This is a genomic window from Micromonospora sp. 4G55 (assembly GCF_016803375.1).
This window is the reverse complement of the sequence record NZ_JAEVHN010000107.1, coordinates 1-13,825: the sequence shown is the minus strand read 5'-3', so window position 1 is coordinate 13,825 and position 13,825 is coordinate 1. Positions and strand designations below refer to the sequence as shown.

Below are 13,825 nucleotides of genomic sequence, written 5' to 3'. Positions count from 1 at the left end.
ATCCCACCATCCTTTGGATGGGTAAGGCCCCCAGCTAGACGACTGGGTTGATAGGCCGGAAATGTAAGCCCGGTAACGGGTTCAGTTGACCGGTACTAATAGGCCGAGGACTTGACTACAAAGCTGCTACGCGTCCACTGTGCAACTCCCGACAAACGAACAACGACACCAGCGCCAACGCGCGGTGGTTGTTTGACATGTCGATAGAGTTACGGCGGTCATGGCGGAGGGGAAACGCCCGGTAACATTCCGAACCCGGAAGCTAAGCCCTCCAGCGCCGATGGTACTGCACTCGGGAGGGTGTGGGAGAGTAGGACACCGCCGGACAACCATTCAATCAGGGCCACCCCTTTCAAGGGGTGGCCCTGATTGGTATACCCACCCGGAACTACGCCGGGCGCGGGCCGTACACGAAGAAGGGCCGCGGCGTCGCTCGACGCCACGGCCCTTGTGCGACGGCTCAATCGCGGGTCTGGACGCCCTCACGGATCTGCCGGAACAGGCCGGCGGCGTCGTCGACGGAGCGGCTGGGGAACATCGCCATCGCGGCGCTGCCGTGGTCCGCCCAGCCGCAGATCGTGAAGTCGCCGCCGTCCCCGCTGGTGGTGCCGCACTTCATCACCCCGCCCAGCTTGCCGGCGGGCACCTCGCGCAGCCCGGCCACCCGGCCGGTCTCGTCGGCCATCAGCCCGAAGAGACTGTCCAGGTCGCGTTCGGGCTGCCACAGCAGCGTCGTGCCACCGAAGAGCAGCACCGCGCGGGTCTCGTCCGCCGGGTCCCGGTAGACGTGCCGAAGCTGGTGTCCAGGTCGATGTCCGCGGCGAACCCGCTGCGCAGGTAGTCGGCCGTGCTGCGGGCCCGCTCCGAGTCGTCCCGGGTCAGCCCGGCGACCTGGTCCGGGGCACTGAGCCGGGTGTCCTTCTGCTGCGCCACCCGCCAGCCGGCGGTGCCCAGGGCGGCGGCGCCGGCCAGGCCGACGGCGAGCGCCGCGGCGAGGACGATCCGCCGTCGGCGGGAGGCCGGCGCCCGGCGGGTCGAGTCGCTCGCCGGGTCCCGGTGGCTCAACTGGATCGGCTCGTCGGTCAGATCGACCGGGTCGGGCCCCTCGTCGAGCTGACGCTCGGTGAGATGTGCGTCGGACATGTCCGCCACCGTACGCGAATGACAGGTGGCGCACGTCGGGTCCGCGGAAGCGCTCCGTAGACTTTCAGGGTGACCGAGAGACTGGATGCCCGACGCCCCGACGCCCCGACCCTTGCCGGCCAGTACCAGCCCGGCGAGGTAGAGCAGCGACGGTACGAGCAGTGGGTAGCCGCCGGCCACTTCCGGGCGTCGGCGCAGAGCGACAAGCCCCCCTTCACCATCGTCATCCCGCCACCCAACGTCACCGGCTCCCTGCACATGGGGCACGCGTTCGAGCACACGTTGATGGACGCCCTGAACCGGCGCAAGCGGATGCAGGGGTACGAGGCGCTGTGGCTGCCCGGCATGGACCACGCCGGCATCGCCACCCAGAACCTGGTCGAGCGGCAGCTCGCCGGCGAGGGGCTGTCCCGGCACGACCTGGGCCGGGAGAAGTTCGTCGAGCGGGTCTGGCAGTGGAAGGCCGAGTCCGGCGGGGCCATCCTCGGCCAGATGCGCCGCCTCGGTGACGCGGTCGACTGGGACCGCGAGCGCTTCACCATGGACGAGGGCCTGTCCCGGGCCGTGCAGACCATGTTCAAGAAGCTCTTCGACGACGGCCTCATCTACCGGGCCAACCGGATCATCAACTGGTGCCCGCGTTGCCTGACCGCGCTGTCGGACATCGAGGTGGAGCACACCGACGACGAGGGCGAGCTCATCTCGATCCGGTACAGCGACGAGGTGGTGGTGGCCACCACCCGGGCCGAGACGATGCTCGGCGACACCGCGGTGGCCGTGCACCCCGACGACGCCCGCTACCAGCACCTCATCGGCACCGAGGTCGCGGTGCCGCTGACCGACCGGCGGATCCCGATCGTGGCCGACGAGCACGTCGACCCGAGCTTCGGCACCGGCATGGTGAAGGTGACCCCGGCGCACGACCCCAACGACTTCGAGATCGGCCAGCGCCACGACCTGCCCGCGCTGACGATCATGGACGAGCGCGGCGTCATCACCGCCCACGGGCCGTTCCAGGGCCTGGACCGGTACGAGGCCCGCCCGGCGATCGTCGCCGCGCTGCGCGAGCAGGGCCGGATCGTCGCCGAGAAGCGGCCGTACGTGCACGCGGTGGGGCACTGTTCCCGGTGCAAGACCACCGTCGAGCCCCGGCTGTCGTTGCAGTGGTTCGTCAACACCGCCCCGCTGGCCAAGGCCGCCGGGGACGCGGTGCGGGACGGCCGGGTGAAGATCGAGCCCGCCGAGCTGGCCAAGCGCTACTTCGCCTGGGTCGACAACATGCACGACTGGTGCATCTCGCGGCAGCTCTGGTGGGGCCACCGCATCCCGGTCTGGTACGGCCCGGCCGGCGAGATCGTCTGCGTCGGCCCGGACGAGCAGCCGCCCACCGGTGCGGGCTGGCACCAGGACGAGGACGTCCTGGACACCTGGTTCTCCAGCGGCCTGTGGCCGTTCTCCACCCTCGGCTGGCCGGAGCAGACCCCGGACCTGGCGAAGTTCTACCCGACCAGCGTCCTGGTGACCGGCTACGACATCCTCTTCTTCTGGGTCGCGCGGATGATGATGTTCGGCCTGTACGCGATGGACGGCCGGCAGCCGTTCGACGTGGTGGCCCTGCACGGCATGGTCCGCGACGAGCACGGCAAGAAGATGTCCAAGTCGTTCGGCAACGTCGTCGACCCGCTGGACTGGATCGACCGGTTCGGCGCCGACGCCACCCGGTTCACCCTGGCCCGGGGCGCCAACCCCGGCCAGGACGTGCCGGTGAGCGAGGAGTGGTGCCAGGGCTCGCGGAACTTCTGCAACAAGCTCTGGAACGCCACCCGGTTCGCGCTGATGAACGGCGCGCACACCGACGGGGAGCTGCCGCCCGCCGCCGAGCTGTCGACGGTCGACGGGTGGATCCTGTCCCGGCTGGCGCACGTCACCGCCGAGGTGGACGAGCAGTTCGAGGCGTACGAGTTCGCGAAGGTCTGCGACCTGCTGTACCACTTCGCCTGGGACGACGTCTGCGACTGGTACGTCGAGCTGAGCAAGCCGGTGCTCGCCGAGGGCGGGCCGGCGGCCGAGGCCACCCGACGGGTCCTCGGGCACGTGCTGGACCAGCTGCTGCGGCTGCTGCACCCCGTCATCCCGTTCGTCACCGAGGAGCTGTGGATCGCGCTCACCGGCGGCGAGACGGTGATGACGGCCGCCTGGCCGGTGGCCGACCGTACCCGGATCGACGACGCCGCGGAGGGCGAGGTCGGCACCGTTCAGCGGGTGGTGACCGAGATCCGGCGGTTCCGCTCCGACCAGGGGCTCCGCCCGACCCAGCGGGTCGCGGCCCGGCTCGACGGCCTGGCCGTGGCCGGGATCGCGGCGCACGAGCCGCTGATCCGCTCGCTGGTCCGGCTCGACGCCCCGGCCGGCGACTTCCAGGCCAGCGCCACCCTCGCCATGCCCGGCGAGGTCAGCGTCGAGCTGGACACCCGCGGCTCGATCGACGTGGCGGCCGAGCGGGCCCGGTTGACCAAGGACCGCGCGGCGGCCGAGAAGGAGGTCGCGCAGGCCCGGGCGAAGCTCGACAACCCCGCCTTCGTCGGCAAGGCCCCCGAACCGGTGGTCGCCAAGATCCGTGACCGGCTGGCGGTGGCTGAGGCCGACCTGACCCGCATCGACGCCGCCCTGGAGGCGCTTTCCTCGTGACCGACCGCACCGATCGCACCGAGTTCGCCGACGTCGACGCCGAGCTGGCCGGGCGGGGCTTCACCCGCATGGTCTTCGAGCTGGACCGTATCGAGTCCCTGCTCGACCTGCTCGGCAGCCCGCAGCGGGCGTACCCGTCGATCCACCTGACCGGGACCAACGGCAAGACCTCCACGGCCCGGATGATCGACTCGCTGCTGCGGGCCTTCGGCCTGCACACCGGCCGCTACACCAGCCCGCACCTGGAGACGGTGCGGGAGCGGATCGCCCTGGACGGGGAGCCGGTCAGCGAGGAACGCTTCGTTGCCACGTACCGCGAGGTGAAGCCGCTGGCCGAGCTGGTCGACCAGCGCTCGTCCGAGCCGCTGACCTACTTCGACATGACCACGGCGCTGGCCTTCGCCACCTTCGCCGACGCGCCCGTCGACGTCGCGGTGGTCGAGGTGGGGCTCGGCGGGGCCGAGGACGCCACCAACGTGCTCCAGGCCGGGGTGGCCGTGCTGACCCCGATCGGGCTGGACCACACCGAGTGGCTGGGCGACACCCTGGAGGACATCGCCCTGCACAAGGCCGGGATCATCCACGCCGGCGCGACGGTGATCTGCGCCGCGCAGGACGACGAGGCGGCCCGCCCGATCCTGGAGCGCTGCGTCGAGGTCGGCGCGACCGTCGCCCGGGAGGGCACCGAGTTCGGGGTGCTGCGCCGGGCCGTCGCCGTCGGCGGGCAGGTGCTCACCATCCAGGGCCTCGGCGGCGTGTACGAGGAGGTGTTCATCCCGCTGCACGGCGCGCACCAGGCGCAGAACGCGGCGGTGGCGCTCGCCGCCGTCGAGGCGTTTCTCGGGGCCGGGACGAAGCGGCAGCTCGACGTGGAGGCCGTCCGGGAGGGCTTCGCCACGGCCAGCTCGCCGGGCCGGCTGGAGAAGGTGCGGACCGCCCCGACGATCCTGCTGGACGGGGCGCACAACCCGCACGGGATGACCGCCACGGTCACCGCGTTGCAGGAGGAGTTCGCGTTCAGCAAGCTGGTCGGTGTGCTCGCCGTGCTGGCCGACAAGGACGCGGGCAGCCTGCTGGAGCTGCTGGAGCCGGTGCTCGACTCGGTGGTGGTGACCCGCAACAGCTCGCCCCGGGCGATGCCGGCCGACGAGCTGGCCGCACTGGCGCGCGAGGTGTTCGGGCCGGATCGGGTGGAGGTCGCCGACGAGATGCCGGATGCCATCGAGGCGGCCGTCGCCGAGGCCGAGTCCGACGTGCCCGGTGAGCTGGCCGGGGTCGGGGTGCTGGTCACCGGCTCGGTGGTGACCGTGGCCGACGCCCGACGGCTGCTCAAGCGATGAGCGCCCCGGACGAGGACCGCCGCGACCCGGTCGCCGACCCGGGCGCGCCGGTCCAGCGGCGGTCCGGGCTGCGCAACCCCGACAAGGCGGTACGCGGCCTGGGCGCCGGGACGCTGGCCCTGGAGGCGCTGGTGCTGCTGCTCGCCATCCAGCCCATCCGGGTGGTCGGCGGCGACCTGAGCGGGGCGGCCATCGCGGCGATCGTGGCGCTGGCCGTCGTCTGCGTGGTGCTGGCCGGCCGGATGGGGCGGCCCTGGGCCTGGCAGGCCGGCACGGTGGTGCAGGGCCTGCTGCTGCTCTCCGGGCTGCTGCACTGGTCGCTGCTGGCGCTGGGGATCATCTTCGGGCTGGTCTGGGCGTACGCCCTGCACGTCCGCCGGGTCATCCTCGGCTGAGCCGGTGGTCAGGCGTCGGCGCGCTCCCGCCACTGGGTGAGCGCGATGCCGTGCCCGTCCGGGTCGCGGAAGGCGGCCGCCCAGACCTCCAGCTTGGTGCCCCGGTTGACCACCCGGGGCGCGTAGGTGAACTTCACCCCGGAGTCCTTCAGCCGCCGGTAGGCCGCGTCGATGTCGTCCACCTCCAGGTTGACGTGCACCAACCGGCGCTGATCGGGGCGGCGCCGGTGACCTCGCGCAGCACCAGGCGGGTGGCGCCGGAGGCGAGCACCGCGTTGCCGGAGCCCCGGTCGATCTCGCCGAAGCCCAGCGACCGGTAGAAGTCCAGCGAGCGGGACAGGTCGGTGACCAGCAGGGTCAGCCCGACCCCGCTGATCGGGGCGCCCTGGTCGACCGGGTCCGCCGCCGGGTCGTACCCGAAGATCGCCTCGTCCAGCTCGTCGGGGTCGAGCCGGTCCCGGGGCTCCGGGTCGTCCAGCGGCACGTCCACCGGGTCGACCACCGGGGCGTCGAAGCGCTCGTCCCCCGGCGGGCGGGGGGACGGGGTGGTGGCCGCCCGGCGCGGCAGCCCGCCGGCCGGCGGCGGCTCGACCAGGGTGCCCTCGAGCACCACCGGGCCGCCGGGGCGCTGGTGCACCACCACCGGTTCACGCTCGTCGGGCAGGCACCACCGGCGTCGCTGGCGCAGCGGGTCGGACCGGGGGCGGGTCGCGCAGGTCGGTCGTGGAAGTCGTCGTCGGGCGTACGGCCGGCCCACGGCGGGGCCTCCTGGACGATGAGCACCTCGTCGACCGGCTCGGCGTCGGCGTCACGTCGGGCGGCAGGTCGGCGGCGGCGGCGCTCTCCGCGTGGGTGGGCCACCTCGTCCCCAGAGCACCCGGACGTGCCGCTGGTCGTCCAGGGCCACCCGGATCGGCAGCGTCTGCCCCCAGCGAGGGCCACTTGGACACCGGCACCCGCGGCTCGATGATCTTCTTGGCAGCGGGGCGGCAGGCCCGGCGCGTCGATCACCAGTTGCAGCTCGCAGCGGCCGAAGGCGTACTGGAGGCGCTGTGCACGTGCCCGACGCCGATCACCCAGGTGCGCCCGCCGCCCTTGACGGTGGCCAGGGCGATCGCCAGCACCAGCAGGGCCACGCCGAGGGCCACGATCGCCCAGCTGGTCATGCCCAGCCCGAACAGGACCACGAACGTCGCCACGGTGCCGAGGACCGCGGCGATGAGCTTGCGTACCGGCGCGATGGTGCGATTCCCGCCATTCGCCACAGTGGACCTCCCAGGGGTCAGGACCAGGCTAGGCGGGTTCGGCGGCCGCTGGAAAGAGCAGCCGCCGCGCCGACGCCGGGACCGGGTCGCTAGGCTGACCGTACCCAGCCCGGCCGTCTTCCGCGCACAGGAGGAACCCAGCGTGTCCAGCAGCAGCCCGGATGAGCGCACGCTCGTACTGATCAAGCCCGACGCGGTCCGCCGCGGCCTGGTCGGCGAGATCATCTCCCGCTTCGAGCGCAAGGGCCTGCGGATCGACGCCATGGTGACGCGGACGATGGACGCCGCGCTGGCCGACGAGCACTACGCCGAGCACGTCGACAAGGCGTTCTACCCGCCGCTGAAGGACTTCATGACCAGCGGTCCGCTGGTCGCCCTGATCCTCGCCGGCGACCAGGTGATCGACGTGGTGCGCGGGCTGGTCGGCGCCACCGACGGTCGCAAGGCCGCCGCCGGCACCATCCGCGGCGACCTCTCCCTGTCCAACCGGGAGAACCTGGTGCACGCCTCGGACTCCACCGACAGCGCCAAGCGCGAGATCGGCCTCTGGTTCCCCGAGCTGGGCTGAACGCCGCCGGCCCCGAACCCGGACCGGGTTCGGGGCGTCCGCTGTCTCAGGCGGGGAGCCGGGACAGCTTCGTCGGGTTGCCCACCAGGTAGAACCCGGTGATCCGCCCGTCGGCCGTGGCCACGGTCAGCGTGTAGCGGGCCCCGTCGGACCAGCGGATCAGCAGCGCCGGCTGGCCGTTCAGCTCGGCGGGCGTCGCCGTCACGGCGCGCGGCCGGGCGTAGATGCCGGCGAAGAACCGGGCGATGCGGTCCGCGCCGTGCACCGGGTTGCGCGCCGCCCGAGCCGCGCCGCCGCCGTCGGTCCAGGCCACCGCGTCGGTCGCCACCAGCTCAGTGAGCCGGGGCAGGTCGCCGTCGCGGGCGGCGGCCAGGAACGCCTCCAGTAGCCGCCGCTGCTCGGCCCGATCGGCGTTGAACCGCGGACGGCCCTCGGTTAGCCGGGCGACCGCCCGATGGTGCAACTGCCGGCAGTCGGCCGCCGACCGGTCCAGGATGTCGCCGATCTCGGCGTACGGCAGGGCGAACGCGGTGTGCAGCACGTAGACCGCGCGCTCCGGCGGGGTGAGCCGTTCCAGCGGGTGCAGCAGTGCCATCGACACGGAGTCCCGCAGCTCGGCGCTGTCCAGCGGGCCGAACGGCGACGGCTCGGTGGGCACCGGCTCGGGCAGCCACGGCCCGACGTACGTCTCCCGGGCGGCCTGGCGGGCGCGCAGCCGGTCCAGGGCCAGCCGGGTCACCACCCGGGACAGGTACCGGCGCGGCTCGGCCACCGACTCCCGGTCCACGTCGAGCCAGCGCAGGTACGCCTCCTGGAGCACGTCCTCCGCGTCGTGCAGGCTGCCCAGCAGCCGGTACGCCAGCCCGAGCAGCATCGGCCGGTGCGCGGTGAGCGCACCGGCCGCCTGCGCCGCCCCGCTGGTGGTCACACCTCGAGCGGCGGCTGGGTCTGGCTGGTCACGCTGATCCGGTTCCACACGTTGATTGTCGCAATCGCGAGGATCAGGTCGGCCAGCTCCTTCTCCGACCACACCTTTGCGGCGGCGTCCCACACCTCGTCCGGCACGCCGTGCTGGCCGAGCTGGGTGACCGCGTCGGTCAGCGCCAGCGCGGTCCGCTCCCGCTCGTCGAAGAACGGCGCCTCCCGCCAGGCGGCGACGGCGAAGAGCCGGCGGCTGTCCTCGCCCGCGGCTAGCGCGTCCCGGCTGTGCATGTCCACGCAGAACGAGCAGCCGTTGAGCATCGACGCCCGCAGCTTCACCAGTTCCAGCACGGTGTGGTCGACGTTCGCCTGGGCGTACTTCTCCATCGCGAACACCGCCCGGTACGCCTCCGGCGCCACCTTTGCCATGTCGATCCGACTCATCTCGGCCTCCCTCAGCAGGTACGAATTCACCCGTACGACGGAACCAGGCGGCGGCGATGTGACGGCCTGCGCTGTGACCGTGGTCATGTCGCCGCAGGTCGGGGCGGTGGGATTACTCGGGGGCGATCTTCGGCGCCGATCGAGTAGGCTTGGCGACCGTAAGGCGATGACCCGGCCATCACCGGTGAGCCTCCGGAAGAACAGCCGGGTGACCGGCCCAGTAGAACCGGACGGGTCCGGCCCGTCACAGCCGGCCAACGAGCGGGCGGTCGCACCTCGACCGCCAAGCGGGGTGGTACCGCGGGCCGCTCGGGCACGCCGTCGAGGCGTACCCGGAAGGCTCGTCCTCGCAGACCACAGATGAGTGAGCTGCGCGAGGAGAGCGACCCCCGATGGCCTATCCGATGCACGACCCGACCGCCGCCGGTGTCCCGGCGAGCCCGGACCTGCCCGCGGTCGAGCGCCGGGTCCTGGAGCACTGGACGGCCGACAAGACCTTCGAGGCGTCCGTCGAGGCCCGCCCGGCCGGCACCGACGGCAAGAACGAGTACGTCTTCTACGACGGCCCCCCGTTCGCCAACGGCCTGCCGCACTACGGCCACCTGTTCACCGGGTACGTCAAGGACGTGGTGCCGCGCTACCAGACCATGCGCGGCCGGCACGTCGAGCGGCGCTTCGGCTGGGACTGCCACGGCCTGCCCGCCGAGGTGGTGGCCGAGAAGCAGCTCGGCATCACCAGCAAGGCGGAGATCATCGACCTCGGCGTGGCCCGGTTCAACGAGGCCTGCCGCACCTCCGTGCTGGAGTTCACCCAGGACTGGGAGCGGTACATCAACCGGCAGGCCCGCTGGGTCGACTTCGCCAACGACTACAAGACCCTCGACCTGGACTACATGGAAAGCGTCATGTGGGCCTTCAAGACCCTGCACGACAAGGGTCTGATCTACGAGGGTTTCCGGGTGCTGGCGTACTGCTGGCGCTGCGAGACGCCGCTGTCGAACACCGAGACCCGGATGGACGACGTCTACCGGGACCGGCACGACCCGACGCTGTCGGTCTGGTTCGGGCTGACCCCCGACGAGTCCGCACCGGAGCTGCTGCGTGGGCCGGTCCGGCTCGGCGTCTGGACCACCACGCCGTGGACCCTGCCGTCCAACCTGGCGCTCGCCGTCGGCCCGGACATCGAGTACGCGGTGCTGGAGCGCGACGGGGACCGCTACGTCGTGGGCGCCGCGCGGCTGGCCGCGTACGCCAAGGAGCTGGAGGGATACGAGCAGGTCGGTACGGTCCACGGCCGGGACCTGGTCGGGCGCCGGTACGTCCCGCTCTACGACTTCCTGGTCGAGCAGGGCGGGGAGAACGCGTACCAGGTGCTCGGGGCGGACTTCGTCACCACCGAGGACGGCACCGGGATCGTGCACCTGGCCCCGGCCTTCGGCGAGGACGACCAGAACGTCTGCAACGCCGCCGGCATCCCGACCGTCGTCACCGTGGACGACCACACCCGGTTCACCGCGCTGGTGCCGCCGTACCAGGGCGAGCAGGTCTTCGACGTCAACAAGCCGGTGATCCGGGAACTCAAGGACCGGGGGGTGGTGCTCAAGCAGGACACCTACACCCACTCGTACCCGCACTGCTGGCGCTGCGACACCCCGCTGGTCTACAAGGCGGTGTCGTCGTGGTTCGTCGCGGTGACCAGGTTCAAGGACCGGATGGTCGAGCTCAACCAGCAGATCAACTGGACGCCGGGGCACATCAAGGACGGCTCGTTCGGCAAGTGGCTGGCCAACGCCCGCGACTGGTCGATCAGCCGGAACCGGTTCTGGGGCTCGCCGATCCCGGTGTGGAAGTCCGACGACCCGAACTACCCGCGGCTGGACGTGTACGGCTCGCTGGCCGACATCGAGCGGGACTTCGGCGTACGCCTGACCGACCTGCACCGGCCGGCGGTGGACGAGCTGGTCCGCCCGAACCCGGACGACCCTACGGGTGCGTCCATGATGCGCCGGGTGCCGGAGGTGCTGGACTGCTGGTTCGAGTCCGGCTCGATGCCGTTCGCCCAGGTGCACTACCCGTTCGAGAACGCGGACTGGTTCGAGCACCACTACCCGGGCGACTTCATCGTCGAATACATCGGGCAGACCCGCGGCTGGTTCTACACCATGCACGTGCTGGCCACCGCGCTGTTCGACCGGCCGGCGTTCCGCAACTGCCTCAGCCACGGCATCCTGCTCGGCTCCGACGGGCGCAAGATGTCCAAGAGCCTGCGCAACTACCCGGACGTCTACCACGTCTTCGACGCGTACGGCTCGGACGCGATGCGCTGGATGCTGATGTCCTCGCCGGTGCTGCGCGGCGGTGACATGCCGGTCACCGAGGCGGGCATCCGGGACGCCGTCCGGCAGGTGCTGCTGCCGCTGTGGAACGTCTGGTACTTCTTCTCGCTCTACGCCAACGCCGACGGCTACACCGCCCGTCGCCGGACCGACTCGACGCACCTGCTCGACCGGTACGTGCTGGCGAAGACGAACGAGCTGGTCGAGACGGTCGGCGCGCAGATGGAGGCGTACGACATCTCCGGCGCCTGCGCCACCGTCCGGTCCTACCTGGACGCGCTGACCAACTGGTACGTGCGTCGCTCCCGGGACCGGTTCTGGTCGGGCGACGCCGAGGCGTTCGACACCCTGTGGACGGTGCTGGAGACGCTCTGCCGGGTGGTGGCGCCGTTGGCGCCGCTGACCGCCGAGGAGATCTGGCGCGGCCTCACCGGCGAGCGGTCGGTGCACCTGACCGACTGGCCGTCGGCGCAGGAGTTCCCGACCGACCACGAGCTGGTGTCCGCGATGGACAACGTGCGCGCGGTCGCCTCGGCGGCGCTGTCGCTGCGCAAGGCCAAGGGGCTGCGGGTGCGGCTGCCGCTGTCGAAGCTGACCGTGGCCTCCCCGGTCGCGGAGCAGCTGCGGCCCTTCGCCGACCTGGTCGCCGACGAGGTCAACGTGAAGGAGGTCGTCTTCTCCGACGAGGTGTCCGCGTACTGCCAGCAGGTGCTGACGGTGGTGCCGCGCGCGCTCGGCCCCCGGGTCGGCAAGGCGGTGCAGCAGGTGATCAAGGCGGTCAAGGCGGGGGAGTGGGAGCTGGTCGACGGCGCCCCGGTCGCCGCCGGCGTCACCCTGGCCGAGGGCGAGTACGAGCTGCGGCTGGTCGCCGCCGACGCCGAGCACTCCGCGCCGCTGCCCGGCGGCGAGGGCGTGGTCGTGCTGGACACCGAGGTCACCCCGGAGCTGGCCGCCGAGGGCCTGGCCCGGGACGTGGTCCGGGTCGTGCAGCAGGCCCGCCGGGACGCCGACCTGGACGTCTCGGACCGGATCGTGGTGTCGGTGTCGGCCTCCGCGGAGGTACGCGCGGCGGTGTCGGCGTACACCGACTTCGTGGCCCGCGAGGTGCTGGCCGACACGGTCGACTTCGCCGAGGGCGTCGACGGCTTCGCCGGCGAGGTCGGCGAGGGCGAGCGCGTGACGGTGGCCGTCCGCCGGGTATGAGGTAGTGCGATGGTGGCGGTCCGGGGGGTGTTTCGCCGGGCCGCCGCCACCGGCTCCGCCCGCGCCCCGACAGGCCCGCTCACCAGCCGGCCGGCCCGCCACCCGCGTGGGGCCGCGTGTACCCGTCCGCTACCGTGACACCGCCTGTTCACGTACGACCGCCGGAGGACCAGTGCCGCTGCTCTACACCATCGGCAAGCTCACCGTGGCGCCCGCGCTCCGGTTGGCCTTCCGTCCGACCGTGGAGGGGTTGGAGCACATCCCGGAAACCGGTGGTGCGATCTTCGCGGGCAACCACCTCTCGGTCGCCGACGAGCTCTTCCTCGGCACCGTGGTCCCGCGGCACCTGGCCTTCTGGGCCAAGTCGGAGTACTTCAAGGGCACCGGGCCCAAGGGCGCCTTCTCCAAGTTCGTCCTCACCGGCCTGGGCGCCATCCCGGTCGAGCGGGCCGGCGGCCGGGCGGCGCTGTCCGCGTTCGACGCCGCCATCCCCGCGTTGCAGGGCGGTGACCTGGTCGCGGTCTATCCGGAGGGGACCCGCTCGCCCGACGGGCGGCTCTACCGGGGGCGTACCGGCACGGTCCGGCTGGCGGTGGCGGCCGGGGTGCCGATCATCCCGGTCGGCATGATCGGCACGGACAAGGCCCAGCCGATCGGCGCCCGGGTGCCCCGCCCCGGCCGCGCGAAGATCACCGTACGGTTCGGCAAGCCGCTGGACTTCACCGGCCGGTCCGACGACCGCGCCTCGCTGCGGGCGATGACCGACGAGCTGATGGCGGAGATCCAGAAGCTCACCGGCCAGGAGTACGTGCCGCGCTACGCCCCGCCGCGCGCCCACCCGCCGCTGGCGGGGGAGCCCGGCGCCGTCTGACGCCGAGGCGCTCGCCGAGGCGCTGCTCGGCCGGCGGCAGGCTCCCCGGCGAGCCTCAGGGCTGTGCCGGCGCCGGGGTGACGATCTGTTCCCGCAGGGTGTCCAGCAGGCGGGCGCTGTCGTCGACGGAGAGCCGGGTGAAGACGGCGGTGGTGATGCTGCCGTAGTCGACCGAGGTGCAGACCACCACGTCGGCGCCGTCCGACCGGCCGGTGGCGCACCGTTCGTACCGGCCGCGCACCCCGGTCTCGACCGGCTGGGGGGCGTCGAGCCGGTAGGTCTCGGCCAGCCGGGTCATCTCGTCGTCCGCGTCGGACTCCGGGTTGAACCGGAAGCCGGTGCCGCCGAACACGGTGACCCGCTTGCCGTCGCCGGTGCCGTAGACCCCGGCGAAGACATCCTCGGAGAGCAGGTTCGCCGCGCGTACCTCGGCCTTGAGTCGCTTGGCGGTGGCCTGGCTGCCGGCGTCCTGCCGCAGCGTCAGGTCGGCCACCTGGCCGGGGAGCGCGGCGTCGGCCGGGTACTGCTCCCACATCGGCTTGCCGAACCAGGCCGGGCAGCCGCAGCAGCAGACCAGGCTCAGCAGCAGCACCCAGGGCCAGCGCCGGCGACGCCGGACCGGCACCGGGACGTACCCGCGGGGCGCCTCCC

General features: G+C 72.2%; 8 protein-coding genes, 2 rRNA genes and 3 pseudogenes. 8 read left to right on the top strand and 5 right to left on the bottom strand.

Going from position 1 to position 13,825, the window contains the following annotated elements; all coding sequences use genetic code 11:
* A 23S ribosomal RNA gene (locus JNW89_RS12110) occupies positions 1-119 on the top strand; the annotation flags it as partial.
* A gap of 91 nt (positions 120-210) precedes the next feature.
* Positions 211-327 (top strand): 5S ribosomal RNA (gene rrf / locus JNW89_RS12105).
* A gap of 133 nt (positions 328-460) precedes the next feature.
* Here the strand turns inward: rrf and JNW89_RS12100 are convergent.
* Positions 461-1,143: pseudogene (locus JNW89_RS12100) on the bottom strand (hypothetical protein).
* Positions 1,144-1,212: 69 nt separating this feature from the next.
* Between JNW89_RS12100 and JNW89_RS12095 the strand changes: the two are divergent.
* The 3 genes from JNW89_RS12095 (at position 1,213) to JNW89_RS12085 (ending at position 5,566) form a co-directional block, all read left to right on the top strand.
* Entirely contained in the window at positions 1,213-3,831 is a 2,619-nt protein-coding gene (locus JNW89_RS12095) for a valine--tRNA ligase (protein WP_238448990.1), read from the top strand.
* Between the two features lie 68 nt (positions 3,832-3,899).
* On the top strand, positions 3,900-5,171 hold the full coding sequence (locus tag JNW89_RS12090; RefSeq protein ID WP_238448991.1) for a folylpolyglutamate synthase/dihydrofolate synthase family protein: 1,272 nt from the start codon (positions 3,900-3,902) through the stop codon (positions 5,169-5,171).
* Entirely contained in the window at positions 5,168-5,566 is a 399-nt protein-coding gene (locus tag JNW89_RS12085) for a DUF4233 domain-containing protein (RefSeq protein ID WP_238448989.1), read from the top strand. The genes JNW89_RS12090 and JNW89_RS12085 overlap by 4 nt, the downstream gene beginning before the upstream one ends.
* Before the next feature lie 8 nt (positions 5,567-5,574).
* On the opposite strand, the pseudogene JNW89_RS37580 reads toward JNW89_RS12085, so the two are convergent.
* A pseudogene (locus JNW89_RS37580) lies at positions 5,575-6,831 on the bottom strand (VOC family protein).
* Between the two features lie 142 nt (positions 6,832-6,973).
* On the opposite strand from JNW89_RS37580, the gene ndk reads away from it, so the two are divergent.
* On the top strand, positions 6,974-7,399 hold the full coding sequence (gene ndk, locus JNW89_RS12065; RefSeq protein WP_238448985.1) for a nucleoside-diphosphate kinase: 426 nt from the start codon (positions 6,974-6,976) through the stop codon (positions 7,397-7,399).
* Positions 7,400-7,445: 46 nt separating this feature from the next.
* Here the strand turns inward: ndk and sigJ are convergent, their stop codons facing one another.
* Positions 7,446-8,327, bottom strand: a complete 882-nt coding sequence (sigJ, locus tag JNW89_RS12060; RefSeq protein ID WP_238448984.1) for an RNA polymerase sigma factor SigJ — start codon at positions 8,325-8,327, stop codon at positions 7,446-7,448.
* Positions 8,324-8,764 (bottom strand): carboxymuconolactone decarboxylase family protein, encoded by a 441-nt coding sequence (locus JNW89_RS12055; RefSeq protein WP_238448983.1) that lies wholly within the window; start codon positions 8,762-8,764, stop codon positions 8,324-8,326. The genes sigJ and JNW89_RS12055 overlap by 4 nt, the downstream gene beginning before the upstream one ends.
* 392 nt (positions 8,765-9,156) lie before the next feature.
* On the opposite strand from JNW89_RS12055, the gene ileS reads away from it, so the two are divergent.
* Both ileS and JNW89_RS12045 read left to right on the top strand, forming a co-directional pair.
* Positions 9,157-12,303, top strand: coding sequence for an isoleucine--tRNA ligase (ileS, locus tag JNW89_RS12050; RefSeq protein WP_238448982.1), 3,147 nt, complete (start codon positions 9,157-9,159; stop codon positions 12,301-12,303).
* A 172-nt stretch (positions 12,304-12,475) separates the two neighbouring features.
* A complete protein-coding gene (locus tag JNW89_RS12045; RefSeq protein ID WP_238448981.1) occupies positions 12,476-13,174 on the top strand; it encodes a 1-acyl-sn-glycerol-3-phosphate acyltransferase in 699 nt (232 codons plus the stop codon).
* 55 nt (positions 13,175-13,229) lie between these two features.
* Here JNW89_RS12045 and JNW89_RS12040 read toward each other — a convergent pair.
* Positions 13,230-13,825, bottom strand: a pseudogene (locus tag JNW89_RS12040) (hypothetical protein); the annotation flags it as partial.